The organism is Photobacterium damselae, from assembly GCF_003026815.1.
Classification (GTDB): Bacteria; Pseudomonadota; Gammaproteobacteria; order Enterobacterales; family Vibrionaceae; genus Photobacterium; species Photobacterium damselae.
In genome coordinates this window covers 88,158-115,119 of sequence record NZ_PYOG01000008.1, presented here as the reverse complement: position 1 = coordinate 115,119, position 26,962 = coordinate 88,158, and the positions used below count along the sequence as shown (strand labels likewise).

Below are 26,962 nucleotides of genomic sequence, written 5' to 3'. Positions count from 1 at the left end.
TGATCAAAGACGCCAATATCTGTGATTGCTGTTACTCAGAACGTCTAAGACCCCAAATGCTGAGCGGTTGAGAGTCGAGCGCTATTGTAGAGTAGTTTCATAAAATAGCAAACGTTTGCGTCTGTTTTGTTTATGGCTGAGTAGGGAGATGTTCATCAGGAATGCTACGGGGGATTTCTGCTGTTGTTGGAAAAGTAGGAACAAGCTAGCTCCTACTTTTCGCGCTTTCTAGACCGATCTTTAGGCGTTAGAGTAGTTTTCTCGATTAGCAAGCCAACGATCAATAATAGCTTTGGCGTTATCTGGATAGTTCTGATGAATATAACGAGCCAGCTTTTGAATTTGTGGAATCATATATTGGTCACGTACCAGATCTGCGACTTTAAATTCAGCAATACCTGTTTGCTTAGTACCTAATAATTCACCTGGGCCGCGAATTTCCAGATCCCGTTGTGCAATAACGAACCCATCGTTACTTTCTCGTAATACACCAAGTCGTTTTTGCGCCGTTTTCGAAAGCGGTGATTTATAAAGTAAGACACAGTGACTGGCAATGTTACCTCGACCTACGCGACCTCGAAGCTGGTGGAGCTGAGCCAAACCTAATCGTTCTGGATTTTCAATCACCATTAAGCTGGAATTAGGCACATCCACGCCCACTTCAATGACCGTTGTTGCGACCAGTAAATCCAATTCACCTGCTTTAAATTGCGCCATGATGTGTTGTTTTTCTTGCGCTTTCATTCGGCCATGAACTAAGCCAATTTTTAGTTCAGGTAATTTTTCCGTTAAATCAGCAGCAGTATCGGATGCGGCTTGTGCTTCAAGCACCTCAGATTCATCTATTAACGTACAGACCCAATACGCTTGACGTCCTTCGGTTTGGCAAGCGTGACGAATTCGTTCAATGATGTCATCACGACGGGAATCAGGTACCGCAACAGTCGTGATAGGCGTTCGTCCCGGTGGTAACTCATCAATTATCGAGGTATCCATATCGGCGTAAGCGGTCATGGCTAATGTGCGCGGAATTGGCGTTGCCGTCATGACCAGCTGATGGGGATAACGACCGTCGTTTGCCCCTTTTTCTCGCAATTCTAACCGCTGGTGGACACCAAAACGGTGCTGTTCATCGATGATCACCAAAGCAAGATTGGCAAATTTGACCTGCTCTTGAAACAGAGCATGAGTACCGACCACCATTTTGACACTGCCAGATTCTATTTTTTCTAACTCTTTTTCTCGTGCTTTGCCTTTTAACTTACCCGCTAGCCAACCGACTTGAATATCAAGAGGGTTAAACCAATTGGCAAAGTTGATCGCATGTTGTTCGGCTAACAGTTCAGTTGGAGCCATTAATGCCACTTGATAGCCATGTTCAATTGCTCGTAAAGCACTGAGCGCGGCTACCAAGGTTTTCCCCGAGCCTACATCACCTTGCACCAAGCGCATCATAGGCTGGGTTAGACTTAGGTCGTTTTCAATCTCAGCCACTACACGTTGTTGCGCGCGAGTTGGGGTGAAGGGTAAGGCGCTAAGCAGCTGTTGCTTTAGGGTATCTGTAGCAGATAACGGCCAACTGTTGTGCTGTTGACCTTTACTGCGTAGAGCCAGCATCGATAAATTTTGCGCTAAAAGCTCTTCTAAGATAAGGCGTTGTTGCGCTGGGTGTTTTCCCGTCTCTAGTTGATCCAAAGAGATATCTGGAGTTGGGCGGTGCATGGTGTGTAGTGCTTGCGCTAGCGTCATTTGTCGATCATAGAGTCCTTCTGGGAGTAACTCTCGCACTGCCGCTTTATCTAATAATTTCAATGCTTGATCGGTAAGGTTACGCAAGGTGAGTTGACGCAATCCGTCGGTAGTTGGGTAGACAGGAGTTAATGTTTCTTCTACCCGCAATTCAGTCGGCTCAGAGAAAACACGGTAATCTGGATGATTGATTTCTAAGCCGTATTGACCCCGCTTGATTTCGCCATAAGCTTTGACCTGACGACCTTCAATAAAGCTGTTTTTCATAGCGGCATTGAAGTTAAAAAAGCGTAATGTCACCGCTCCAGTATCATCGCCGATCTTAACCGTTAGCATTTTGCGTTTGCCAAAGGTCATATTACAAGTTAGGACTTCACCTTGAACGGTTAAGTGCTGGCCTGGTTTTATCTGTCCCATAGGCCAAATACGGGTGCGATCTTCATAACGTAAAGGCAGGTGAAAGAGTAAGTCTTGCACCGAATTTAAGCCTATTTTGCTAAGTTTCTCCGCCATTTTGGCACCAACGCCGCTTAACTCGCTGACTGCGATGGTATCGAGAAGTTGTCCGCTCATCCCGTATCCTATGGTTTATTTTTGTTTGTTTTTCTTTGGTTCGACCGCTTGCATGGTTGCCCACCAAGCATCATCTGCCACAATTTGTCCTTCGGCATCAAGCTCAGGATAAGGCAGCCCTTTACGTTTGGCGACGTTAGCTAGCACAGGGTGGCCACGTTCAAATAAAATACGATGAACCACTTCATCAGGCAATAGTGTTTCTGTGCGCTGATACATCCCAGCATTTTGGCGCTGACGTTGTGCTTCATACAGAATCAAGGCACTGGCTACTGAAACATTTAACGACTGTACCATGCCCACCATTGGAATAATGATATCTTGATCTGCAAGGGCTAAAGCTTCAGGAGTGATCCCATGTTTTTCGCCGCCGAGAATAATTGCAGTCGGTTTTGTGTAATCTATCTCGCGAAAATCAACCGCTCGCTCAGATAAGTTGGTTGCCAGAACCTGCATTCCTTGTGCTTTCATTGCGTGTACTGCATCAGTAATATTGGCGTGAGTTTCAAGTTCTACCCAGTTACGAGAACCGGCAGAGGTGTGGCTATGGAGACGCAGTTGTTCTGCTTGCCATACCGCATGAACTTTATGAACACCAACGGCATCTGCGGTACGAATGATGGCAGAAACATTATTTGGCTTATGGACCTGCTCAAGGCAAACCGTGAGATCGGGTTGGCGTGTGGCTAAGACTTGTGAAATGCGTTCAAAGCGCTCAGGAGTCATAAATAAATCCTATAAGAAAACCCAGCTTTTTTTCTTGCATGGGAGATAAACAAAACGCCCAGTTAAGGGCGTTTGTGATCGTAAATGGCTCAGAAAAATCAGTTCTTTTGACGTGATACTCGTACCACGTTTGGCATAACGCGAATACGGCGCATAATACTTGCCAAATGGACTCGACTCTTGGTGGTCAGTCGAACTGTGATGGTGTAGAGACGACCATCTTTTTCTTCGGTGGCTAAGCCTTGAATGTTAGAGCCTGTTGCTGCAATGGTATTGGTAAGATCTGCCAGTGCGCCTTGGTGGTTGTGCATATCCACTTTTAGGTTGGTGACAAACTCTTGTTCAATATCATCGCTCCATTCTACCGCCATGTACTTATCGGGCTCCTTACGGTGGCCTCGGATATTGGCACATTCTTCACGGTGAATGACTAGACCTCTGCCTGGGCTAACATGAGCAACAATTGGATCGCCCGGAATTGGGTGACAACAGTTAGCATACGTTAGCAAGATACCATCAGCCCCTTGGATAGGTAGGCGGTGGTGGTTATCTTTGGCATTAAGCTCATCGGCATTACCCAATAATCGACGGGCAATAACCACACTCATCAATTCGCCTAAACCAATCTCAGTGAGAAGCTCATCGGTTGATTCAATGCGAAGATCGCTTAGCACTTTATCGATATTTTCACTTGGCAGCTCGTCTAGCTTCACACCACCAAGGGCATGATTTAGCAAACGACGACCAAGAGTAATAGATTCTTCACGGCGCATGGTTTTCAGTACCTGACGAATCTTAGTACGAGCGCGAGAAGTTACCACATAGTTGAGCCAAGCGGCATTTGGACGTGCGCCTGGTGCGGTGATGATATCGATAGTTTGGCCATTTTTCAGTGGCTTGCTTAATGGGTATGGTTGACGTTCAACACGACAGCCGACACAAGAGTTACCGACATCAGTATGAACAGCATAAGCAAAGTCCACCGCTGTTGCGCCCATTGGCAGTTCAACAATACGGCCTTTAGGTGTAAAGACATAAATCTCATCTGGGCAGAGATCAGATTTAACGTTTTCGATGAATTCAAATGAGTTACCGGCACTTTGCTGTAATTCAATTAAACTCTGCATCCAACGTTGCGCTTTTAGCTGAGCAGTTGTGCTAGAGCCTGCGCCATCTTTCTTGTATGCCCAATGTGCTGCAACCCCTTTATCGGCCATTTGATCCATATCTTCGGTACGAATCTGTACTTCAACAGGCACCCCGTGAGGGCCAACTAATGAAGTATGGAGTGACTGATAGCCATTGGCTTTTGGAATTGCGATGTAGTCTTTCATTCGACTTGGGCGTGGTTTATACAGGTTGTGCACCTGACCCAAGACGCGATAGCAGGTATCAATGTCTTTAACCAGTACTCGGAATGCGTAGATATCCATAATGGAGTGGAAACGCAGTTCCTTGTTTTTCATCTTGTTATAGATGGAGTACAGGTTTTTCTCTCGACCTAATACTTGCGCATCAATTCCCGCATCAACGAGGCGACCCTCAATTTCAGCGTGAATCTTATTGATCATTTCTTTGCGGTTGCCCCTGGCCGCGGCGACGACATTTTTCAGCACTCGATAACGGTTTGGGTACAGTGCTTCAAAGCCGAGTTCTTCGAGTTCGGTTTTGATGTTATGAATACCTAAACGGTGAGCGAGGGGAGAAAAAATTTCGAGGGTTTCACGGGCAATACGACGACGTTTGTCCGGACGTAAAGCACCAAGGGTACGCATATTATGTGTACGGTCGGCCAGTTTAATCAGAATCACGCGAATATCATGAGCCATTGCCATGATCATTTTGCGAAAGTTTTCTGCTTGAGCTTCTTTACGGTCGCGGAATTTTAGCTTATCCAGCTTAGAGACCCCGTCTACCAGTTCTGCAACTGTATCGCCAAAGCGTGTTGCCAAGTCATCCTTGGTTACTTCGGTATCTTCAATTACATCGTGGAGAAGGGCTGCCATTAGCGTTTCGTAGTCCAAGCGCATTTCTGCCAGTATACGAGCTACAGCAATAGGGTGGATAATGTAAGGTTCGCCGCTTGAGCGTGTTTGGCCTTCGTGGGCGTCGCGCGCAACTAAATAAGCCTGCCTAAGAGCCTCGATCTGAGGCTCTGGCAGGTACTCAATTGCGACTTCTTTCAGGCTATCAAATAGATACAATTCGCCTGGTTCCCTGAATTAACGGTTGCCGCCAGCAATAGCACTTACAGCTGCAAGTTCAGCAGCTTCTTGCTCTTGCAGTTCCTGACGCTCGCGAGCATCTAGGATGTCTTTAGTAATTAGACCTTCTTCGATTTCACGAAGTGCAATTACTGTGTACTTGTCGTTTTCTTCTGGAACCAGTGGATCCTTTGCGCCAGTTTGCATTTGACGTGCGCGGCGAGCAGCAATTTGGATCAGATCGAAACGGTTGCCAATTTTATCAACAGCGTCTTGAACGGTTACGCGTGCCATGGAGGACTCCAGTGGTTATATAAGTAAAAGAGGGAAAATTGTACAAAAATACTTATTGATCTGCCAGTAGTGCAGCCAACATGCTCTTATATTTAGCAGCTTGTTTCGCTTGCTTCAATCGTTCTGCACGAATAATCGCTTTAAAATCGATTAAAGCTACGTCGAAATCATCATTAACGATCACATAATCGTACTCGTCATAGTGAGAAATTTCAGAACGAGCTTCTTGCATACGGCCCGCAATAACGTCGCTACTATCTTGACCTCGAGCATTCAAACGACGCTCTAGCTCTTCTTTTGATGGTGGCAGGATAAAGATGCTTTTTGCATTAGGCATTAGCTGGCGAATTTGGCGTGCGCCTTGCCAGTCGATATCTAAAAAGATGTCGATACCTTTGCTTAGTTGCTCTTCAATCCATAGACGTGATGTGCCGTAGAAGTTACCAAATACTTCAGCATGTTCAAGGAATGCACCTTGGGCAATCAAATCAGTAAATTCTTCTACGCTAACGAAATTGTAATGAACGCCATGTTCTTCACCCGGACGCATTCCACGTGTAGTGTGGGACACGGATACTTTTATGTCATAGGTCGGGTTTTGTTCCAGAAGGGCGTTAATCAAACTTGATTTACCAGCACCGCTTGGAGCCGACACGATGTATAGAGTACCTTTGCTCATTGCCTATTTTCACTCAGTGATAGAAGGGCGCGCAGATTATCATGATCTGCGCACAATTGAAATTAGCAGCTTGTTTGAAATTTCATCTTTTTTCGCACGAACTGCCATTGCGTTAGCCTTTTTATAAGCCTAGATGAAATGTTTTTTAGTGCCATAACAAAAGAAAGGCTACTAAGAGCCTCTCTTTTTAATAAGTCAGATAGAGCCTGATTTATTCAATATTCTGGATCTGCTCACGCATTTGCTCGATAAGCACTTTTAGCTCAACAGCAGCTGCGGTCACATCGGTATTGATTGACTTAGAGGCTAGGGTATTTGACTCTCGGTTAAACTCTTGCATCATAAAGTCTAGACGACGACCACATGCGCCACCTTTCTTTAGGATTTTTTGTGTCTCTTTTACGTGAGAGTCTAGGCGATCAAGCTCTTCGGCTACATCGCTCTTTTGCGCTAGCATTACTAACTCTTGCTCTAGACGGTTAGCATCAAGTTCAATCTTTGCTTCATCTAAACGAGACATAATACGTTCACGCTGCCAGGTCATGATTTCTGGCATCAATGCACGAACTTTACCTGCTTCTGCAGAGATCGCATCTAAACGCTGCTCGATAAGGGCACGCATGTTATCGCCTTCGCTTGCACGCGCTGCAATAAAGTCATCGATTGCAGCATCAAAGCCAGCAAGAAGATCTTTATTAATAGTATCCAGATCTTGCTCTGGTGCTTCCATTACGCCCGGCCAGTTCAAAACTTGGAACGGATTAATGCTACCTTCACCTGAGGTATCTTTTACCCACTTAGCCGCATTGATTACTTGCTTTGCCAGTGCTTCATTAATCGTTAGGTTAGTATTAGCTGCAGGGTTTGCTTCAAAACGCAGATTACATTCAACTTTACCGCGCGCTAGACGCTGACGGAAACGCTCACGCAATACAGGTTCTAGACCACGAAATTGCTCTGGCATACGTAGGTAAGTTTCAAGATAGCGCTGATTGACGGAACGGATTTCCCATACAGCAGTACCCCAGTCGCCTTTTACTTCGCGACGGGCATAGGCAGTCATACTATGGATCATTGGCTTTAGGCCCCTTTATTAAAACGAGTAGCGACGGCTCAAACTGGCTAACAAGCATGGATAGACAGTGTGTAGTCAATGAGAAAGTGCGTCGATACACAAGTGACTTTGATTATATGCAAAAACCATTTAGCTGCGCTACTTTTGACCAACGTATTCGATGAGTTTTTCGTGCAGTCCCGGCGACATATCGCTATAATCGCCGGTTAATGTTATCCAGCTAAAGGAAAGACCATCATGCGTCCAAGCGGAAGAAGTGCGTCTCAAGTCCGTCCAATTACTATTACTCGTCAATTTACCGCTCACGCTGAAGGTTCAGTGTTGGTTGAGTTTGGTAATACGAAAGTTATCTGTACGGCGAGTGTGGAAGAGAATGTACCACGTTGGCTAAAAGGACAAGGTAAAGGCTGGGTAACGGCAGAATATGGCATGCTACCTCGTGCAACTCATTCACGTAATCGTCGTGAGGCAGCAAGTGGCAAACAGGGCGGTCGCACCATGGAAATCCAACGTCTGATTGCACGTAGCTTGCGTGCTGCAGTAGATTTAGAAGTGTTGGGCGAGCAGATGATCACGGTTGACTGTGATGTTATCCAAGCTGATGGTGGCACTCGTACTGCTTCTATTACTGGTGCTATGGTTGCTTTAGTTGATGCAATTCACTACATGCTAGAGAAAGGCATGATTAAGAAGAATCCTCTGAAAACGATGGTTGCGGCGGTGTCGGTTGGTATTTACAACGGCGAGCCAATTTGTGATTTAGAGTATCTTGAAGACTCTGCGGCAGAAACCGATATGAATGTGGTGATGACCGAAGAGGGTAAGATGATTGAGATTCAAGGTACGGCAGAGGGTGAAGCCTTTAGCCATGAAGAGTTATTAGCTATGCTGGCTCTGGCCAAAGAAGGCATTAACGAAATCATTGCCCAGCAAAAACAAGCGTTAGCTAACTGATTGTAGAGCGGTTCCTATTGGAGCCGCTTTTTTTTGAGCAAAATTTATGGGAGTGAGGAATATCTCCAAAACCCCAGCGTGTTGCCATACGTAATTGGCGTAACATTTAGAAAGTTGTTTAAGGAGACACAATGAAAGCATATCAGCGTCAGTTCATCGAATTCGCTTTGGAAAAGGGCGTACTTAAGTTTGGTGAGTTCACACTGAAATCTGGCCGTAAGAGTCCATATTTCTTTAATGCGGGCTTATTTAATACTGGCCGTGACTTGGCTCGTTTAGGCCGTTTTTACGCTGAAGCTTTAGTTGATGCTGGGATTGAATTTGATGTGCTATTTGGTCCTGCTTATAAAGGCATTCCAATTGCAACAACAACGGCAGTTGCGCTAGCGGATCAACACGATATTGATACGCCTTACTGCTTTAACCGTAAAGAAGCAAAAGATCACGGTGAAGGTGGTAATTTAGTGGGTAGCCCATTAGAAGGCCGCATTATGCTGGTTGATGATGTGATCACAGCCGGTACTGCAATTCGTGAATCGATGGAAATCATCAAAGCTAATGGCGCGGATTTAGCAGGCGTATTAGTGGCTATCGATCGCCAAGAAAAAGGCAAGAGTGAACTTTCTGCGATTCAAGAAGTTGAGCGCGATTTTGGTTGTGCCGTTATCTCTATTGTCTCTTTAGGTGATGTGGTTCGTTATTTGGAAGAACAACCAGGTATGACAGATCACCTTGCTGCAGTACAAGCATACCGCGAACAATACGGCGTGTAATACAGTTATTGAGTAAGCAATAAAATAAACAAGGGCTCAGAATATGAGCCCTTGTTGTTTTTAGTTACTGTTTTTCGCTACTAGCCTCTTAACCAAGTTGTGAACTTAGTAGCTGCCAGTAATCATCAAAGCTTTCGGTCGGCTTGTATTTAAAGTTTGAACGAACAAAACGGTTTAAGCTGCCTTCCACTTGTCCTAATAACTGAGCGGCAAGAATACTTTCATCTACCGGAAAGCCTTTACCTTCGCGCAGTTTACGCTCTCGAAGAATCTGACGCAGTTGAGTTTCAATACGTTCAAATAGCTGATTTATACGAGCTTGAAGACGATCTTGTTCGAACATCAACGCGTGACCTGTCATGATACGAGTCAGACCTGGGTTACGTTCTGCAAACACCAAAATCAGTTGTAACACCATACGCAAGCGGTTTAGGGTGTCTTTCTCGTCATCAAGGATACGGTTAATACGGGTGGTGATTGAGTCTTCAATAAACTCAATTAACCCCTCAAACATGCGAGCTTTACTAGGGAAGTGGCGATACAGTGCCGCCTCAGAAAAGCCGACTTGAGCGGCCAGTTTTACTGTTGTAATGCGTTGGCTACCTTGAGGAGATTCCAGCATTTGTGCTAATGCTTGTAGGATCTCTTCGCGGCGATTATTTTTTTTGTTGCCAGCCATGAATTACCGTTCCTTTTCTCTATGTGACTGCCTGTCGACAGTTTTTGAAACCCGCTCATATTAACGATCACCCTCAATTATGAAAAGATTCAAATCAAGATATTGGGGGCTTAATCAGTAAAAAGCGTAAGCTAACTGCTCACGCTTTTATATGGTTAAGAAAGTATTAGCTCTGATCGATTAAACTGAAAAATAACTCAGCTTACTGACGGCCAGAGTGACCAAAACCACCTTCACCACGGTCTGTTGCCGAAAAATCTTCTACCAAGTTAAACTCAGCTTGTACTACAGGTACAAAGACTAATTGGGCAATGCGATCGCCAGGTTCAATCGTAAATGTTGATTGACCACGGTTCCAAACTGATACCATTAATTGACCTTGGTAGTCAGAGTCGATTAGACCAACTAAGTTCCCTAATACGATGCCATGCTTATGACCTAGGCCAGAACGAGGCAGAATGGTGGCAGCTAAACTGTTATCGGCAATATGGATTGCTAAACCGGTTGGTACGAGGTGAGTTTCGCCGGGTACAACAGTTAATGCCTGATCTAAACAAGCACGAAGGTCTAATCCAGCAGAGCCTTCAGTTGCGTATGCTGGCAGTGGAAATTCGTTACCAACTCGTGGGTCTAGAATTTTCAGGTCGATTTTTTTCATGCTTTTACTCTTAGCTCAATGATGTCGTTGATTGTTGATACAAGGCTGCAATTTCAGCGATAAGTTGCTGGCCAAGCTCTGCTTTAGAGCACAGAGGTAACTCTTTTTGTCCTGTCTGCCAAAATAGGGTTAGTGCATTATTGTCACTATTAAACCCCTGATTTTGGGCTGAGACATCGTTGGCGCAGATAAGATCCAGTTTTTTACGACTTAGCTTATCCATCGCATATTGCTCAACATTTTGGGTTTCAGCTGCAAAGCCTACCGTAAATGGACGCTGCTGCTCAAGGGCGGCAACAGCGGCAATAATATCTGGATTTTTCACCAAGCGGATAACCATCTCATCGCTATCTGCTTGTTTTTTCATTTTTTGCTCAGCTACTTCTGCTGGGCGGAAATCGGCCACAGCGGCGCAACCGATAAAGATTTGGTGTAAGACAGCTTGCTCTAGTGCAGCTTGATGCATCTCTTTAGCGCTAAAGACATTAATGCGTTTTACCCCTGCTGGCGTAGCAAGATTGACAGGCCCGCTAATTAAGGTGACATCTGCACCTTGTTTTGCCGCAGCCTCAGCAATGGCATAGCCCATTTTACCGGAGCTGTGATTGGTTAGATAACGAACGGGATCTATCGCTTCACATGTTGGTCCTGCGGTAATCGCAATTTTTACCCCAGCTAGTGCTTTTGGTGCAAAGAAGTGTTCGATACGTTCAACCAATTGCATCGGCTCTAACATGCGACCTGGGCCCACATCACCACAGGCTTGTTCGCCACTAGCTGGTCCCCAAATTTCAAAACCTCGACGAGCCAGTGTTGCGATGTTCTCTTGCGTGGCAATATTGCGATACATCTGTTGGTTCATTGCAGGAGCAACGGCAATAGGTGCATCGGTAGCAAGACATAATGTGGTTAATAGATCATTACCCATTCCTGCACTGACACGAGCGATTAAATCTGCGGTTGCTGGCGCAAGTAAAACGATATCGGCCCATTTTGCCAATTCAATATGACCCATAGACGCTTCAGCAGCAGGATTGAGCAGACTGTCAGAGACGGGGTTGCCTGAGACAGCTTGCATGGTTAATGGGGTAATAAATTCTTTAGCCGCTTTGGTCATCACTACCTGTACTTGAGCACCACGCTCAATTAAGCGACGAGTCAGTTCGGCACATTTGTACGCGGCTATACCACCACTGATCCCTAAGAGAATCTTTTTTCCTGCTAATGTCTGCATCATTTAGCCTGTTTCTGTGAGCCTTAAGAAGTGCAACAAAATAGCACCAAAACCGAAAGAGGTCATGAGCTGAAATCAAAGTCGACCAACAAAGTCGGCTAGCTTGGGTATATTTCGACCGAGTTAGGTTTTTCCTGAAAGGTAGATCGGCAAAAGATCCTTGGATCGTGAAAAAGATCTCACCATAGAGGCAATTCATTAGATCTATATTGAATTTCGTTGGTAAATCTTGTCCTCTGCTTGGTTCAATTAGGAAGCGAGCGATGTCACTTAAATTATTACCCAATGAATCTTTGCCTCGAGAAAAATTATTGGCTCGTGGTGCTCAAGCGTTAACCGATGCCGAATTACTGGCGATTTTTTTGCGAACGGGAATTGCTGGAATGAACGCCATTGAGTTGGCTGATTTTTTATTAAAAGAATTTGGCTCATTACGAGCATTGCTTAGTGCCGATCAAAAAACGTTTTGTCAGCATAAAGGATTAGGACCGGCAAAATATGCTCAACTGCAAGCCGTGATTGCGATGAATGAACGGCATTTAGAAGAGACATTAAAACGTTTCGATGTCTTATCATCTCCTCAACAGACCCGAAATTACCTCAGTCATAAGCTGCGCGACCAACACCGAGAAGTTTTTTTTGTTCTTTTTTTAGACAATCAGCATCGAGTTATCTGTGGAGAAGCGCTTTTTTTCGGCACAATTGACAGTGCAAGCGTATATCCGCGAGAAATTGTAAAAAGATCGCTAGAACTTAATGCAGCCGCGGCCATTTTAGCGCATAATCACCCATCAGGCGTTGCGGAACCTAGTCAAGCTGACCGCCGAATTACACAAAAGATCAGTGATGCACTGGCTTTAGTTGATATTCGCGTCCTAGATCATTTTGTCATTGGTGATGGGGAGTTAGTCTCGTTTGCTGAACGAGGTTGGCTATAATCTGCACTATTTTTCATTAAAAAAGTGAGAAAGGATCTGCTCGGGACTTGAGCAACAGGTTTAGACTTAGTATAATGCGCGACCTTTGATAGCTGTGGTTATTCGTGAAAGCATTTTTTCACACTTATATTTGACCACGGTTGATATCGAGCTGAAACGATTTGGAGAAGACAGTAATGTCCCGAGTATGCCAAGTAACTGGTAAGCGTCCTGTAACGGGTAACAACCGTTCACACGCACGTAATGCCACCAAGCGTCGTTTTCTGCCGAACCTGCAAACTCATCGTTTCTGGGTAGAAAGCGAAAAACGCTTCGTTAAACTACGCCTTTCTGCGAAAGGCATGCGTATCATTGACAAGAAAGGCATCGATGCTGTTCTTGTAGATATGCGTGCTCGCGGCGAGAACGTTTAAGAGGAATCTAAGCAATGGCTAAAGGCATTCGTGAGAAGATCCGTCTAGTATCATCTGCTGGCACAGGTCACTTCTACACAACTGACAAAAACAAGCGTAACATGCCAGGCAAATTTGAGATCAAGAAATTTGATCCAGTAGTTCGCCAGCACGTTGTGTACAAAGAAGCTAAAATCAAGTAATTGGTTCTCTGCTTTTTTGATAAAAACCCGGTTATTAGTAACTGGGTTTTTTTATATCTAAAATCTATGCTATACCCAATCACCTTGAAGGCTATTTCGCCTATTTAATGTTATTAGGTAAGGAAACGTTATGAAACTCACTCGTCGAGGCTGGAATAATGTCATGATTATCGGCGTCATCAGTTTTATTGCGATTATTCAACTTCCTGAGTTAATTAAGGCTCACTTAGCCAAAACAAGTACGCCTCAAGCTCCCCAAGCTCATATCATTTCACTATTACCTGCCAACGCTCATATTAATCAATTGCGTTTTCGCCAGCATGATATTGATTTATTACCCCATGGTTGGCGTATCAGGCCGAGCTCACCACAAGCTCCTGAGACGTTCGTTAACCACTGGCAATCATTACAAGGTACCGAAGTTCTGCCTGAGATGTTGGCAAAACTTAAGCCGCTTCTAACAGACCCACAAACGGTTGAAATAGGTTTAGTTGGTCATAATGAACCAGCACGCATTACGGTTTATCAACTACCTAAGTTTTGGTTAATGCAAAATCCACAAGGTAAATGGCTAGCAATTAGTGTCGATAACGGGTATTTATTTCCTTAAAAGAATAAAAAAGGAAGTCATTTCATGCCTGAATTACCTGAGGTTGAGGTAACCCGTTTAGGAATTACCCCACATGTTTTACATCAAACAGTAACGGATATTGTTATTCGTAATGGACGCTTACGTTGGCCAATTCCAGATGATATTAATCAAATAAAGCAACAGCCGATTACTAAAGTACGCCGTCGAGCGAAATATTTGTTGTTAGATACGCCTGTTGGTAGTGCCATTGTGCATTTGGGAATGTCGGGGAGTTTGCGTGTTTTACCTGCTGGAACGGCTCCTGAAAAGCACGATCATGTTGATTTGGTACTATCGAGCGGGGAAATCCTACGTTATAACGATCCACGTCGTTTTGGTGCTTGGTTATGGCAACCTGTTGATACAAAACATCATGTCTTAGCGAAATTAGGTCCTGAGCCGTTAACCGATGCATTCACTGCTGATTATTTACAGCAAAAAGCGAAGGGTAAGCGCACCGCGATAAAGCAATTTATTATGGACAATCACATTGTGGTGGGTGTTGGTAATATCTATGCCAATGAGTCACTGTTTTCGGCGGGTATCCATCCTCAAAAAGCGGCTGGAGAGGTAACTCCTCAAGCATTGACTGTGCTGGTGGATGAAATTAAAGCCGTATTAGCTTTTGCCATTCAACAAGGTGGTACAACGCTAAAAGATTTTAAAAATGCTGATGGTAAACCTGGCTATTTTGCTCAAGAACTACAAGTGTATGGCAAAGGTGGCCTGCCGTGCCCTAAGTGCGGTACTGAGCTTGCCGAGGTGAAAATAGGCCAGAGGGCAACGGTTTATTGCCCACAGTGTCAGCAATAACAAACTATAGGTTCAGTAATATTGATGGTAAGTGGTTTACCTAAAGATATCTCTTAACAGGTGATAGTGCTATGATCAAATCAGTATTGATAATTGGTTGATCATTTCAGCAATGATCTCGTAAGGAAGTAAGCAATGAAATATTTAGTGACCGGTGCTGCGGGCTTTATTGGAAGTGCAGTAACTGAGCGTTTATGTGCTTTAGGCCATCAGGTTGTTGGTGTTGATAACCTTAATGACTATTACGATGTGTCTTTAAAACAAGCGCGTCTGCAGCGTGCCGCTAATCCATTGTTTACTTTCATTGAATTGGATCTTGCGGATCGTGAAGGCGTGGCTCAGTTATTTGCAGATCAGCAATTTGATAAAGTGATCCATTTGGCGGCGCAAGCAGGAGTTCGTTATTCTATTGATAATCCTCTGGCTTACGCCGATAGTAACTTGGTGGGGCATCTAACGATTCTAGAAGGTTGTCGCCATCACAAGGTTAAACATTTGGTTTATGCCTCTTCTAGTTCGGTATATGGCTTAAATCACAAGACGCCTTTTAATACCTCAGACAGTGTTGATCACCCAATTTCGCTTTATGCTGCGACCAAAAAATCCAATGAATTAATGGCGCATACCTATTCTCATCTTTACGGTGTTCCAACGACGGGTCTACGCTTCTTTACCGTATATGGTCCATGGGGCCGTCCCGATATGGCGCTATTTAAGTTCACTAATGCCATTATGGAAGGGAAAGAAATTGATGTGTATAACCACGGAGATATGCGTCGAGACTTTACCTATATCGATGATATTGTCGAAGGGGTTATGCGTATTCAAGATGTGATTCCTGAACCAAATCCAGATTGGACAGTAGAGACAGGCTCTCCAGCGACCAGTTCAGCACCTTATCGAGTGTATAACATTGGCCATGGTAGTCCTGTAAAACTGATGGATTACATCGAAGCGCTTGAAGAGGCGCTAGGCATCGAAGCGAAGAAAAACTTTATGGATATGCAGCCGGGTGATGTTTACATGACTTATGCTGATACAGAAGATTTATTTAACGCAACAGGCTACAAACCTGAAGTGAAAGTAAAAGAGGGTGTAAAAGCCTTTGTGGATTGGTATCGAGCTTACTATCAGAAGTAATGATTCGCTTAAATAAGAAGGAGGCCTGATGAGCCTCCTTTTTTTATTCAAATGATAATGTCTTGCCTTGTTGTTGGGATAATGGACTATGTTCTCTTGCCCAGTAAAATTCACCCTGCTTGATAATTTTGGCTGGAATTCCCGCAGCAATAGTATGGCTAGGGAGCGATTTTGTAACAATACTGCCAGTTCCAATCACGGAGCCTTTCCCGATTGTCACTCCTTTTAGAATCTTAGTATCTTGCCCTATCCAGCAATGGGGCTGTAGAACAAGATCTCCTTTACCACTGTTAAGCAGTTGATCGTTTAAATCGTAGAGCGGGTGCGAATCAAAAGTTCGTAAACTGACATTAGAAGATAGCATGCAATCACGACCGATTTTGATCATAGGTGAGGCTGCAACATCATTTAGACTGATTTTATTTTCGCGGCCAATAGTCACGTTATCTTCAATAATTAGCCGGCTGTTATTTTGGGTAATGTTGATAGAGCTATGATCTAACGAAACATTTTTACCTATATATACGTGGTTATTATTACCACTAAAATTAAGGGTGAGGTGGCCCTGAAAATTTTCATCAATTATGACGCGGTTTTGTTGTGATTTTTTAAATCGTATTTTAATCAGCGATTTTTTAGGGGCTGTAATTTCAACCTGATTTGTATGCAGTTTACTGATATAAATTACGGATTTTTTTATAAAGCAGGCTAAATGAGATTGAATGCGCTGAATGAATGCGATGGGGTTTTTATTGGAAAAAAGATGGGTTTTCATCTCTACTGTTAACTAATGCTGATAATTTATGGTGATAATATCAGTATTAGGAATAAGAAGCTTGTGTTCCTACTTCTTATTCCTCAATATTTCTAGTGTTTGAATGCTAATTTTTTGTATAGTTGTATGCTAACTTCTTGGGGAACAAATTGGCTCACATCACCCTTATGAAGCGCGACTTCTTTAACTATGGTCGAAGATATAAATGAGTTCTCTTCAGCTGGGGTCAAGAAGACGGTTTCTAGCTCTGGCATCAAGCGGCGGTTCATATTGGCTAATTGAAATTCGTATTCAAAATCCGATACTGCGCGTAAACCTCGTACTAAAACATTGGCATTGTGTTCTTTGGCAAAATTGACTAGTAATCCTGAAAAACCAACAATTTCTACATTAGGAAGATGTTGAGTTACAGACTGAGCCAGTGCAACACGTTCGTCTAAATCGAAAAGTGGTTTTTTGGTTGGATTATATGCCACACCGACAATGACCGTATCGAACATCGCTGCTGCTCGCTCAATTAGATCAAGATGACCATTGGTGATGGGATCAAAAGTGCCTGGATAAATTACGCGTGTGGTCATGTGATTTTCCAAATAATGTCTAAATAAATTTATTAAGTTGTTCAATAACAGCATCAACTGTGATCGCTTGCATGAGGTTATCCCCCTTAACGCGAGTTCCCCAAGGCAGTTCTGCTACCGATTTTCCGTATTGCTGCTGAGCAAATTGATCGTACACACTAACAACGGTATCTAAGCTATTATAAGGGCCGGTTCGCTGAGGGTTACTGTGTGCATACAGGCCAATAACCGGGGTAAGTTGAGTTGTTGCTAAATGAGCAGGTCCAGTATCTGGCGCAATAACAACAGTCGCTTGCCCCAATAAAGCTGTGAGTTGTTTTAAGCTTGTTTTACCAATGAGGTTCAGAGGCTTGTGATTGCATAAAGCACAGATATCTTCGCCTAATTTCACCTCTCTTGCTGCAGGAGAGCCACATAAAATCACCTGTAGCTGTTTCTCTTGTGCATAATCGGCAATCGCAGCATAACGCTCTGTTAACCAGTTACGTTCATCTTTACTTGCTGCAGGTGATATGATCAGTGTTGGTTGTTGTATATGTGCTTGAGCAAATTGAATATCATCTTTGCTTTGCGGTATATGCCAGCTTGGTGTTGTAAATGGTACGCCAAGATAGCGAGCAAAATCGGCAAAATTATCTAGAACATGAAAGCTTTGTGTATCTGGTAGATGGCGATTGGTAAACCACCATTGACCTTCTTTTGTTCTATTTTTACTAAAACCAATACGATATTTTGCTTTAATGCCTAAAGATAGCGCGCTGGCACGCAATGCCACTTGCATATCAAGTAAGGCGTCAAAACGTTCCGACTTTAGTTGCTGCCAAACTGATTTCATGCCTTTATAACCCGCTTTTTTATCAAAAATGACAACACGGATATTAGGTAAATCACCAATTAATTGGGCTTCAATTTTACCGCACACCCAAGTGATTTTTGTCTTTGGCCAGTGCTTTTGAATTGCTTGTACCACGGAAATGGCATGACAAACATCGCCAATAGCTGAAAGTCTTAAGATACAAATAGACTGTGGTTGGGCAGAAAATAACGCCATAAATCGGTTCTCAACAGATGAATTAACACAAATTATGCAGTTCGATGAACTGATTGTAAAATACTCTGATTGCCATTGATGGAGATAACTTGTGCAAATCATACAAACGAAACAGCAATATATCTGTTACAACCCTGAATTATTAACTGAAACCCCAGAAATGGCATTTTCATCAGAGTTTTGGCAACAACAGAATAAGATCATTGGCAGTGCACAAGGTCGCGGTACAACATGGTTTGTCCAAGGTGAAAAATTGGCTATGGCACTGCGCCATTATCGTCGTGGTGGTTTGTTTGGGAAATTAGTGGCAGACAGTTATCTGTTTTCATGCTGGGATAAGACTCGTAGTGTGGCAGAATTTTCGTTATTGAACCATCTGATTGCACATCAAGTGAATGTACCTAAACCAGTAGCTGCTCGAGCTGTTCGCTTGGGGTGGTTTCGTTATCAAGCGGATATATTGGTTGAAAAGATCGCAAATAGTCGAGACTTGGTTGGAATTCTTGGCCAAGAAACACTATCTCAGCAGGTTTGGTTTGATGTCGGCGCCATGATTAAGCGAATGCACGATGCTGGCGTGTGCCATACAGATCTTAACTGCCATAATATTTTACTCGACGATCATAAGACCGTATGGATTATTGATTTTGATAAATGTTATCGCCTAGAAGGTGCGAACTGGCAGGAAAAAAATCTGGCTCGCTTGCATCGTTCTTTTATTAAAGAGCAAGGCAAGCGAGGGATCTTATTTAACGAGGATAACTGGCAGTGGTTATTGCAAGGTTATCATGGTTAATGGCAATAAGGAGCAATAGCTGCAACGGTGTTTGCAACGGCACCTTGGTTTGATTTTACAACATGTAAGGCTGCTTGCCCCATCTGCTGTTGAAGATCTTTTTGGCTTAACAGCTGACATATATTATGACTGATCTCTTCACTATTTTGACAGATGATCAATCCATTAGCGTGTTCTAATTGCTCTGAAATATCTGTAAAGTTATAAAAACTTGGCCCTGTCAAAATAGGTTTAGCAAGGGCTGCTGGCTCCAGCATATTATGTCCACCGACTGCATCCCCAATGAGACTGCCAGCCATAAAGACCACATCAGCGGCACCCATAAGCGTCAACATTTCACCCATAGTATCACCAAGATACACATCACTATTTAGCAAGCCATTATGATCTTGCGTTCTTCTTTGGGTGACAAAACCGTATTGCTGACATAGTGTGAAAACAGAATCAAAACGTTCTGGATGACGAGGGACTAAAATCAGTAAGGCATTAGGGATGTTTTGTTTTATGGTTTTAAAGGCGGCCAGAAGTTGCTCATCTTCGCCTTTATGAGTACTTGCGGCAATCCAGATTGGTCGTTCCATCCCCAGTAGTTGGCGTAATTGTTGAGCTTGTTGTCGAACCTGAGAGTTAATTTCTATATCAAACTTTACTGAACCTGTGACAGCAACTTTATCTCGGTCTATACCCAATTGAATAAAGCGGTTGGCATCATCTTGATGAAGACATAATACGTGATTTAAGTAAGGGCCAATGTGGGCAAATAACCAAGAGAATTGTTGATATCGTTGTGCTGAACGCTCTGATAAACGTGCGTTAATAACAGTAATTGGAATATTAGCTGTAGCAACCGTTGCTAACGTATTGGGCCACAGCTCAGTTTCCATGATAAGCAAGGCACAAGGCTCAATAGTGTTGATAAAGCGCTGTACACAACAGGAAAAATCAATCGGCATATAGCGGTGCTCCACCAAATTACCTAATTTTGCGATTTGCTCAGCACCTGTCGTTGTGGTTGTGGTAACAATAATCGTCTTATTAGGATAGGCCTGCTTAAGTGCTTTTATAACAGGAATAGCGGCAATCGATTCACCGACAGATACGGTGTGAAGCCAGATAGGGGCGGTTGCGTTTATCTTAGGTGTAATACCAAAATGTTCACGCCAGCGAGATCCAATTTGTGGTTTTCCAGGCTTCTTTTTATACAGCGAGTACAATAAAAAAGGTGCAGCACAAGCTAATAATAGGGAATATAGCAGGCGAAATAGCATAAAGTTATCATCATTTTTCATGTCGTTAGGCGTTATTATAACGAACTTAATCTGCAATATGATGGTATTGGTACAGAATCCCTATTGCGCTAACAAAAAAATCACGGAGTTAAGGTAGAATACCTCTCTTAATGTCCATTAATAACATCAGGTTAATGCTGCTATGGCCAAACGATATTTAATGTATATCGCTCAAAACTATTCCTATGCCATTTTGCGACCATTGCAAGAAGCTATTTTGCATCGAGGTGGTGAAGTATGTTGGTTCTTAGAGGGAAAAGAGGTTGATGCCAATTTCCTTCTTCCCAATGAGCGCCGTCTAAATACGATAGCGGAGGTTAAAGCGTGGCAACCTGATGCTGTCTTTGTTCCTGGAAATGTAGTTCCTCGCTTTGTTCCAGGTATTAAAGTTGGCGTTTTTCATGGCTTTGATGCCGGAAAAATGAATCGTCGAGGGCGTGAAGATCATTATGAAATTCGAGGATGTTTTGATCTCTACTGTACTCAAGGCCCAAACACGACATTACGATTTGAACAATTAGCCAAAGAGTATGGTTTTTTCAAAGTGAAGCAAACGGGCTGGCCGATGATGGATCCTCTGTTTCAACCGAGCCATGATAATCCTTATCTTGATAAGAAAGATGAGCGACCTACGATTTTAATGTGTTCAACATTTTCCCGAAATCTGACGTGTGCGCCACATCTTATTGAAACAATTAAACGGCTGTCTCAGTCGGGTAAATGGCGTTGGCTGATTCAATTTCATCCGAAGATGGACTCTGCCATTGTGGAACAATATAAGGCACTACAAGGCCCTAATTTGACCTTTGTCGAAACTGATAATGTTATTCCTCTGTTGCAAGCAGCTGATGTTATGTTATGTGATACTTCTTCGGTTCTATTGATGTTTTTATTGCAGCGAAAGCCTGTAGTGACTTTTCGAAATCAATCGCCAAAGCCTCACTTAATCAATATTGAGCAAGCTAACTTAGTTGAAGATGCATTAACACAAGCTTTAACTCGACCGCCCGAATTAATGGCAGAAATAGAGCAATATTGTCAGATGATTCATCCTTACTATGATGGTAAATCAAGTGAGCGAGTATTAGCCGCTGCTGATGAGATGATAGAATCAGGGCTAGTAGGATTAAAAAATAAGCCATTAAATATGATTCGTGAATTCAAAATGCGTAAAAAATTACATTTTTGGGGGATATAGTGGAAAAAAAACATACATTATCAGTCATTTTAATCACCAAAAATGAAGCAGATCGTGTTGAGGTTTGTTTACGTTCAGTGGCTGATATTGCTGATGAAATTATTGTGCTAGATAGTGGTTCTACCGATGATACGGTCGAAATTTGCCGCCGTTATACCGATGACATTACGACTACCGATTGGCCAGGATTTGGTAAGCAAAAGCAACGAGCGTTAGATAAGGCAAGTTGTGATTGGGTTTTATCTATTGATGCAGATGAAGCTCTTGATGATGAGATGAAGCAAGCATTGATTCAATTATTATCACAACAGTCGATCCAAGAAACGGCTTATCGCCTACCTTGGGGCGTAACTTTATATGGAACAACATTAAAGTATGGTCGTAGTGCTCGTTCAGTATTGCGTTTATTTAAGCGCGAAGGGGCAAAATATACTTTAGATGAAGTGCACGAAACGGTTATTCCTGCCACAGGTGATATCGGAACATTAAAGGGATTATTGCTGCATTACACGCATCGAGATTATGGGCATGGTCTTGATAAAGCCGCACAATATGCATGGCTTGGTTCACAGAAGTATCATCGCAAAGGGAAAAAGTCTCACGGTTTAGTACTGGCTTTACTCCGTGCGATATGGACATTTTTCCATATTTATATCATTCGCCGCGGCTTCCTAGATGGCAGTGTTGGATTTATCGTTGCGATGACCTATGCGCAGGTGAACTTTAATAAATACGTTGGTTTATGGTTGTTAGAAAACGACCGAAGTTAGAAAAATTAGGCATGGAATTAATCCCATGCCTTTGTTTTATCTGTGTTTAAATCTAGATGATAAGTTACTTAGTGGTAATTTAAAGGCTCGACGAATCTCTAGTAACCATTGGTGATAATTTTTAGGGATAGTGATCGAGTGATCGCAATATTTTTTATAAAGTTTGAGCCAATCGATATGACTAAATTCATTTGCTCGTTTTAGTTTTCGTTTGGATATCTTTCGTAATCCAAGACCCATTGTTTCAGGATCTGCAATGATAATATTACTTGCTAGAAACCGCTCCCACGCAATAATATCTTTTTGGGTGTAATCAAAGCGATGCTGCATTACTTTGGTTTTAGGATTTAATGCTTTAAGCCATATTTGACAATAAAATTGTTCAGCTTCAAGAGTGCAACTTGTTATGGAAGCTGATTTCATTATTGTAATCATTTCTTCAGCTATAGGTTGTTCTGCAATTAAAGGAAGCTGCCAAATTTTCTTTAGATCCTCTGTTGTTCCAAAATAAAAGAAATCACTAGGGCTCATTAAAACCGTTCGTCCATGCGAAGTTCGACGAAATAGGTTTGAGTTAATCACTACTTTTTCATTAAAAAGTTTCTGATCGCTTTCGTATTTTGAAAATGTTTGTTGAATTGAAACAAAATCATTACCAATTAGATAGTTATCTGAACGCAGTTTGATTGCATAAGGGGTTGTTACTTGTGCAAGACCCGCTTGTGTTGATACTAATTGGCGATCATAATTTTTTGGAAATTGCGGCAAACCATCAACTAAATTAACACCAGGATCTTGGCTAATCACAAGTTGGTCATAGCTTAACCCCGTTAAATCTTGATCCGGCCAGGTTGATAGGATGATTTTCGCACCGGGTAAATGTGTTCTAATACTTTCTAGGCAACGCTGAGTTATCCCTTCTTCATGATGGGTTCGCCCTTGGTAATTTTGAACGGGGCCTTGTACGACCACGGAGATCTGTTCAAATGTTTGTTGCCTCAAAAGGATGTCTCCAAAAATGCTGTGTATTCATCTGGTACGCCACAAAAAATAACATCATCACGCTGAATCAAATGGTAGTGAATATTTTTGTTTTGCTGAATTAAATAGTTGTATAAGGGCGCAATATAAAGTTCGCCTTTCGCCCATGTTTCTACTGGTTGCTGTATATATTGTTGGTAACTTTCAATAAAAAATGCGCTATCTGAAAAGTAATACAACCCTGTACTGCATAAGTCAGAAATAGGTTCTTTTTCCGCTGTTTTAATGACTTTTGTTGATAATGGAGATTCTGCTTTTGCAAATGACCAGTTATCACCTTCACCTTGAAATACTTCTAAATATCCATCCCATAGCTTAAGTTCTTCTGGGTAATGGAAATTAGGACGAAAAGTATCAATATTAAAAATCGTGATAGAACCTTGATACTCAGGCACTGAGTTTAAGCCTAAATAGACGGTTTCTGCTTGGCCTCGAGTGGGTTCCTGCAAAACATAAATATGACTTTGTTGGATTCCCAGTTTTTCGACTGACTGTTTAACAAAATCTACCGTACCGTCGATATCTCGCACGATAAACAAAAATGGCTCTGTTGCAAAATATTGCTCAAAACTATTGAGGGCATGGTCAAATAATGTTTTCCCGTGGGCCTGAAGCATATATTTAGGTTGAGTATAACCTGCTTTATAAAAACGAGAACTTAACCCTGCCATTGGAATAACAATCATGATGTTGAATCCTTTATCAGTAAATATAGGCGAAATGCATTAGCCATAAGAGCTTGTTGGCGCTTAGGATCATCAGCATGCAAAGGCAGCATTGAAAGAAAAAGTTGAATTTGCATCGCATATAAAGCATTAGCAGATAGTTGATAACGCTCGGCAATCATTTCAATGAATAATGTTTGAATTGCAGCAATGCCGCCAGATGGCTGAATATCAAATTGAATATGATGGTTAGTATAGTCGATATCAACTTGATAATAACCAGCAATAATCCAGTCATAGAGTCCTAATATTGAGTGACTTAGTTTGGCTAGATCATAACGTGTATCACCAAAAATGGTTAGATTACCTTGTAAATCAATACCTCGAGGATCAATCGTTTTTACTTTATTACTGCGAAAATCATACAAGATATTACTAAAGCAAAAATCGCCATGCATCACTGTACCTAGTTGATTTTCTGTTGGTAAGTACTGCTCACTTTTAGCCAATAAGTCTGAAAAAGAGGCGGAAAGGTTGCCGTTATATGTCCATGGTGTATTCAATTGTACCTGAATGGACTGACAGTATTCATTGAGCCTTTGGTGGGTCTTATTGCCAAATAAATCTTGTAATTGATTTGTATGGCTGTCGTCTACTGCTTGGTGCATTCTGCACTCATCAATAAACTCAAGACAACTGGTTAAAATTCGTTGCCATACCAATTCGGGTAAGTCAGAGAAAACATAAAGCTCATTTAAGGCTGTATTGTACAAATATTCTAGTCGGTAGGAGAGTGTATTGCCCACTTCACTTGAACCTAAGTACTGAGGTAGGTAAATCCGCAATGGAGCTGGAACAGTAGCAAACCAGTTTGCTTCAGCTGCAATTTTATTATTTTTAACACTGGATTTCTGAATCCATTTGTCGTTTATTTTTAACTGGTTAAATGCTCGTTGTGTTGTGAATTTAGCCTTAGAGCTGTAATAGGTATTAAGGTGACCAAAATCGAGCCATTCTTGGGTTTCAACTGCGTTTAATTGGTGCTTTTCATGGTAATAATTAAGACTTTGGATAAAGTCCCAATGAGCCATGGTGAGTGCTTTAACTAAGTGTCGTGGCTGATTAAATTTAAAATAACCGCAAACTACATTATTTGAATTAAGCTGCTCTCGATCTTCTGCTGTATTCAGCCAATAAGAGTGATCATGTGTGACCATCGCCCAGTCATAGCTATTTTCAACTTGTGAAATAGTGACAAGATCATTTCCTGAAGGAAGTTCTGTTAGTAATGTATCGCCAAATAATATGTGTAGTGGTGTTTCTGATGCTAAATCAGACAAGGCTAATGCAGACATCAATGAAGCCCCTAAAGATAGACCTTCAGGGATGCGAAGTAGATTTACATTATTGATTTTTAACCAGTTAGTATCATATTCGCTCACGCGATAGGTTTCAGGGATACTCAGGTAAACGTTAGCTCCCTTAGGCGCTAGTTTTATTTGGTGTTGAAATAAGCGACGATTACCAAGCGGCAGAAAAGAGGGCGGTATGGTACCAAATTCGGATTCTAGCTCTGAAGTAATATAAGCCGCTGACATGATCAGAAACATGCTTTTTCCTTTTCCAATAGCGTATTAATTTCATCTAATGTCATAGATGAAAATTCTGATGGACGAATCGCACGATCATCAATGTAAAAACCATCATGTCCACACCATGGTTTGCCAACTAAAATCTCATCATAAGGTACCTGATGTTTATCTAGCCATTGAGTAATGATTGGTAGAGTATGAATATTAATCATACCGACATTACCTTGATAAGTTCGCATGTTTCTTGCTGTGCTAATAGTAATAGTAAAGCCAATCTCTTTATAGTGACGTAATTGTTTTATGACTGCTAAATTAGGTGCTACATTTGCGTAATCATTGGTATTAGCTAAGGTGATGGTGCCATCTAAGTCGACCACTAACTTTTTCATCTTATATCCTTACTTGATTATTACTTTTTGAGTAGCAGCTCGAAAAATTCAATATGATGTTTAACTGTCATTGCAGCATTAAATTCTCGGTCTAATTTTTCTTTAGCAGCGATACTAAATTGTTCGATCTTAGATCTATCATGAATCAGTTTATTCATCGCTTCAGCAAACGCTTTTGCATCACCTGTTGGCACCACAAATCCAGTTTGACCATCATCAACCAATTCTGGCGAACCTCCAGTTGTTGTTACTACTGATGTTGTACCGTTTGCCATAGCCTCCACGATTGTTCGTGGTAAGCCTTCACCGCTAATGGATGGTTGAACCTGAAAATCAGCCATTGCCATAATTGACGGTACATCTTGACGATGGCCAACGAGATGAATTCGCTCAGCCATAGGGCTTTGTTTTATTTCATCAAAATGAGGCTCAAAACCACTGCCAACTAATAAAAGATGAAAATTAGGGTTATTGATATGATGAGTGGCTTCAATAAGTACTGAGATACCTTTACTTGGTCGAACATGAGCTGCACATACTGCGATGATATGGTCATCGGTTAAACCAAATTCGGAACGTTCAGTTTGAGGTACTTGATACCAAGCTAGTTGATGACCTTTATAAATTGTAACTACTTGATCTTTATTGTGCCAAACATGTTTGCGCACATCATCACGCACTGCATTTGATACACAAACAACCCCTTTGACTTTTGGGTGTAAGTGGGTGAGGTAAGCGCTTGGGTCGTGACGATATAAACCACCTGTTGTACCGCGATAGGTGACTAACTTTGCTTTGGTACCAATAGATGCAAAAGCCAGATTTGGAATGGTTTTTGAGTTAAAACCATAACAGATGTCATAATTGCCATCTTTTAATTCATGATGCAGCATTTTAATTGTTTTGAGGCAGATTTTTTTGCTTGGATAGCAATCAATAACTTTTACCCCACAATCGCGAAAGCGAGCAACATAGTCTGCATCGCCTTGAGTCGCAATCGTTACTTCATGACCTTGTTTGACCATCTCAATAAACATTTCTGCTTCAGGTCGCACACTGTTCCATGCGTGTTTGTAAGAACTGGCAATTAAAATTTTCAT

At 42.2% G+C, this 26,962-nt stretch carries 29 protein-coding genes; 11 read left to right on the top strand and 18 right to left on the bottom strand.

Features of this window, described 5'->3' with window-relative positions:
- Nucleotides 1–240: 240 nt before the first annotated feature.
- From recG to CTN07_RS09915, 6 genes are all read right to left on the bottom strand, one after another.
- A complete protein-coding gene (recG, locus tag CTN07_RS09940) occupies nucleotides 241–2,322 on the bottom strand; it encodes an ATP-dependent DNA helicase RecG (RefSeq protein WP_005302510.1) in 2,082 nt (693 codons plus the stop codon).
- A gap of 15 nt (nucleotides 2,323–2,337) precedes the next feature.
- On the bottom strand, nucleotides 2,338–3,048 hold the full coding sequence (gene trmH, locus CTN07_RS09935) for a tRNA (guanosine(18)-2'-O)-methyltransferase TrmH (RefSeq protein ID WP_005302512.1): 711 nt from the start codon (nucleotides 3,046–3,048) through the stop codon (nucleotides 2,338–2,340).
- Between the two features lie 98 nt (nucleotides 3,049–3,146).
- The gene (gene spoT, locus CTN07_RS09930) at nucleotides 3,147–5,252 is read right to left on the bottom strand and encodes a bifunctional GTP diphosphokinase/guanosine-3',5'-bis pyrophosphate 3'-pyrophosphohydrolase (protein WP_005302514.1); all 2,106 of its coding nucleotides are present in this window, start codon (nucleotides 5,250–5,252) and stop codon (nucleotides 3,147–3,149) included.
- Nucleotides 5,253–5,270: 18 nt separating this feature from the next.
- Nucleotides 5,271–5,546 (bottom strand): DNA-directed RNA polymerase subunit omega, encoded by a 276-nt coding sequence (rpoZ, locus tag CTN07_RS09925; RefSeq protein WP_005302516.1) that lies wholly within the window; start codon nucleotides 5,544–5,546, stop codon nucleotides 5,271–5,273.
- Between the two features lie 52 nt (nucleotides 5,547–5,598).
- Nucleotides 5,599–6,225, bottom strand: coding sequence for a guanylate kinase (gmk, locus tag CTN07_RS09920; protein WP_036764682.1), 627 nt, complete (start codon nucleotides 6,223–6,225; stop codon nucleotides 5,599–5,601).
- Nucleotides 6,226–6,436: 211 nt separating this feature from the next.
- Nucleotides 6,437–7,300 (bottom strand): YicC/YloC family endoribonuclease, encoded by an 864-nt coding sequence (locus CTN07_RS09915; protein WP_036764686.1) that lies wholly within the window; start codon nucleotides 7,298–7,300, stop codon nucleotides 6,437–6,439.
- A gap of 237 nt (nucleotides 7,301–7,537) precedes the next feature.
- Here CTN07_RS09915 and rph point away from each other — a divergent pair, with 237 nt between their 5' ends.
- Entirely contained in the window at nucleotides 7,538–8,254 is a 717-nt protein-coding gene (gene rph, locus CTN07_RS09910) for a ribonuclease PH (protein WP_005302522.1), read from the top strand.
- Nucleotides 8,255–8,385: 131 nt separating this feature from the next.
- The gene (gene pyrE / locus CTN07_RS09905; protein ID WP_005302524.1) at nucleotides 8,386–9,027 is read left to right on the top strand and encodes an orotate phosphoribosyltransferase; all 642 of its coding nucleotides are present in this window, start codon (nucleotides 8,386–8,388) and stop codon (nucleotides 9,025–9,027) included.
- 88 nt (nucleotides 9,028–9,115) lie between these two features.
- Here the strand turns inward: pyrE and slmA are convergent, their stop codons facing one another.
- From slmA to coaBC, 3 genes are all read right to left on the bottom strand, one after another.
- Entirely contained in the window at nucleotides 9,116–9,706 is a 591-nt protein-coding gene (slmA, locus tag CTN07_RS09900; protein ID WP_005302526.1) for a nucleoid occlusion factor SlmA, read from the bottom strand.
- A 202-nt stretch (nucleotides 9,707–9,908) separates the two neighbouring features.
- The gene (gene dut, locus CTN07_RS09895) at nucleotides 9,909–10,364 is read right to left on the bottom strand and encodes a dUTP diphosphatase (protein ID WP_005302528.1); all 456 of its coding nucleotides are present in this window, start codon (nucleotides 10,362–10,364) and stop codon (nucleotides 9,909–9,911) included.
- A gap of 10 nt (nucleotides 10,365–10,374) precedes the next feature.
- Nucleotides 10,375–11,598 carry a bifunctional phosphopantothenoylcysteine decarboxylase/phosphopantothenate--cysteine ligase CoaBC gene (gene coaBC, locus CTN07_RS09890; RefSeq protein WP_005302530.1) on the bottom strand — a complete coding sequence of 408 codons (1,224 nt, stop codon included), beginning with the start codon at nucleotides 11,596–11,598 and terminating at the stop codon, nucleotides 10,375–10,377.
- A gap of 263 nt (nucleotides 11,599–11,861) precedes the next feature.
- On the opposite strand from coaBC, the gene radC reads away from it, so the two are divergent.
- From radC to CTN07_RS09860, 6 genes are all read left to right on the top strand, one after another.
- On the top strand, nucleotides 11,862–12,536 hold the full coding sequence (gene radC / locus CTN07_RS09885) for a RadC family protein (RefSeq protein WP_005302532.1): 675 nt from the start codon (nucleotides 11,862–11,864) through the stop codon (nucleotides 12,534–12,536).
- Nucleotides 12,537–12,712: 176 nt separating this feature from the next.
- A complete protein-coding gene (rpmB, locus tag CTN07_RS09880; RefSeq protein WP_005302534.1) occupies nucleotides 12,713–12,949 on the top strand; it encodes a 50S ribosomal protein L28 in 237 nt (78 codons plus the stop codon).
- Nucleotides 12,950–12,963: 14 nt separating this feature from the next.
- Nucleotides 12,964–13,131 carry a 50S ribosomal protein L33 gene (gene rpmG / locus CTN07_RS09875; RefSeq protein WP_004728408.1) on the top strand — a complete coding sequence of 56 codons (168 nt, stop codon included), beginning with the start codon at nucleotides 12,964–12,966 and terminating at the stop codon, nucleotides 13,129–13,131.
- A gap of 130 nt (nucleotides 13,132–13,261) precedes the next feature.
- Nucleotides 13,262–13,741, top strand: coding sequence for a hypothetical protein (locus CTN07_RS09870; protein WP_036764688.1), 480 nt, complete (start codon nucleotides 13,262–13,264; stop codon nucleotides 13,739–13,741).
- A 24-nt stretch (nucleotides 13,742–13,765) separates the two neighbouring features.
- Nucleotides 13,766–14,575: a bifunctional DNA-formamidopyrimidine glycosylase/DNA-(apurinic or apyrimidinic site) lyase gene (gene mutM, locus CTN07_RS09865; RefSeq protein WP_005302542.1), complete on the top strand. Its 810-nt coding sequence runs from the start codon at nucleotides 13,766–13,768 to the stop codon at nucleotides 14,573–14,575.
- A 135-nt stretch (nucleotides 14,576–14,710) separates the two neighbouring features.
- On the top strand, nucleotides 14,711–15,715 hold the full coding sequence (locus tag CTN07_RS09860) for an NAD-dependent epimerase (RefSeq protein ID WP_005302545.1): 1,005 nt from the start codon (nucleotides 14,711–14,713) through the stop codon (nucleotides 15,713–15,715).
- A gap of 43 nt (nucleotides 15,716–15,758) precedes the next feature.
- On the opposite strand, the gene CTN07_RS09855 is transcribed toward CTN07_RS09860, so the two are convergent.
- The 3 genes from CTN07_RS09855 to CTN07_RS09845 form a co-directional block, all read right to left on the bottom strand.
- Nucleotides 15,759–16,490, bottom strand: coding sequence for an acyltransferase (locus tag CTN07_RS09855; RefSeq protein WP_005302547.1), 732 nt, complete (start codon nucleotides 16,488–16,490; stop codon nucleotides 15,759–15,761).
- Between the two features lie 92 nt (nucleotides 16,491–16,582).
- Nucleotides 16,583–17,071 carry a pantetheine-phosphate adenylyltransferase gene (coaD, locus tag CTN07_RS09850; protein ID WP_005302549.1) on the bottom strand — a complete coding sequence of 163 codons (489 nt, stop codon included), beginning with the start codon at nucleotides 17,069–17,071 and terminating at the stop codon, nucleotides 16,583–16,585.
- A gap of 19 nt (nucleotides 17,072–17,090) precedes the next feature.
- Nucleotides 17,091–18,122: a glycosyltransferase family 9 protein gene (locus CTN07_RS09845; protein WP_036764690.1), complete on the bottom strand. Its 1,032-nt coding sequence runs from the start codon at nucleotides 18,120–18,122 to the stop codon at nucleotides 17,091–17,093.
- 91 nt (nucleotides 18,123–18,213) lie between these two features.
- On the opposite strand from CTN07_RS09845, the gene CTN07_RS09840 reads away from it, so the two are divergent.
- Nucleotides 18,214–18,918 carry a 3-deoxy-D-manno-octulosonic acid kinase gene (locus CTN07_RS09840; RefSeq protein ID WP_005302553.1) on the top strand — a complete coding sequence of 235 codons (705 nt, stop codon included), beginning with the start codon at nucleotides 18,214–18,216 and terminating at the stop codon, nucleotides 18,916–18,918.
- On the opposite strand, the gene waaA is transcribed toward CTN07_RS09840, so the two are convergent.
- Nucleotides 18,915–20,186 (bottom strand): lipid IV(A) 3-deoxy-D-manno-octulosonic acid transferase, encoded by a 1,272-nt coding sequence (gene waaA, locus CTN07_RS09835; protein WP_005302555.1) that lies wholly within the window; start codon nucleotides 20,184–20,186, stop codon nucleotides 18,915–18,917. The two genes, CTN07_RS09840 and waaA, sit on opposite strands and share 4 nt — an antisense overlap.
- Before the next feature lie 163 nt (nucleotides 20,187–20,349).
- Between waaA and CTN07_RS09830 the strand changes: the two genes are divergently transcribed.
- Nucleotides 20,350–21,405 (top strand): CDP-glycerol--glycerophosphate glycerophosphotransferase, encoded by a 1,056-nt coding sequence (locus tag CTN07_RS09830; RefSeq protein WP_005302557.1) that lies wholly within the window; start codon nucleotides 20,350–20,352, stop codon nucleotides 21,403–21,405.
- Nucleotides 21,405–22,175 (top strand): glycosyltransferase family 2 protein, encoded by a 771-nt coding sequence (locus CTN07_RS09825; protein ID WP_005302559.1) that lies wholly within the window; start codon nucleotides 21,405–21,407, stop codon nucleotides 22,173–22,175. Before CTN07_RS09830 ends, CTN07_RS09825 begins: the two co-directional genes overlap by 1 nt.
- 36 nt (nucleotides 22,176–22,211) lie before the next feature.
- Here CTN07_RS09825 and CTN07_RS09820 read toward each other — a convergent pair whose 3' ends face one another.
- The 5 genes from CTN07_RS09820 to CTN07_RS09800 are packed head-to-tail and all read right to left on the bottom strand — an operon-like array spanning nucleotide 22,212 to nucleotide 26,962.
- Entirely contained in the window at nucleotides 22,212–23,147 is a 936-nt protein-coding gene (locus CTN07_RS09820) for a WavE lipopolysaccharide synthesis family protein (RefSeq protein WP_158135447.1), read from the bottom strand.
- Nucleotides 23,148–23,173: 26 nt separating this feature from the next.
- A complete protein-coding gene (locus tag CTN07_RS09815) occupies nucleotides 23,174–23,902 on the bottom strand; it encodes a glycosyltransferase family 2 protein (protein ID WP_005302562.1) in 729 nt (242 codons plus the stop codon).
- Nucleotides 23,899–25,491, bottom strand: coding sequence for a hypothetical protein (locus CTN07_RS09810; protein WP_005302565.1), 1,593 nt, complete (start codon nucleotides 25,489–25,491; stop codon nucleotides 23,899–23,901). Before CTN07_RS09810 ends, CTN07_RS09815 begins: the two co-directional genes overlap by 4 nt.
- Nucleotides 25,482–25,862, bottom strand: a complete 381-nt coding sequence (locus CTN07_RS09805; RefSeq protein ID WP_036764691.1) for an HAD family hydrolase — start codon at nucleotides 25,860–25,862, stop codon at nucleotides 25,482–25,484. Before CTN07_RS09805 ends, CTN07_RS09810 begins: the two co-directional genes overlap by 10 nt.
- A 20-nt stretch (nucleotides 25,863–25,882) precedes the next feature.
- Nucleotides 25,883–26,962, bottom strand: a complete 1,080-nt coding sequence (locus tag CTN07_RS09800) for a glycosyltransferase family 4 protein (RefSeq protein WP_005302567.1) — start codon at nucleotides 26,960–26,962, stop codon at nucleotides 25,883–25,885.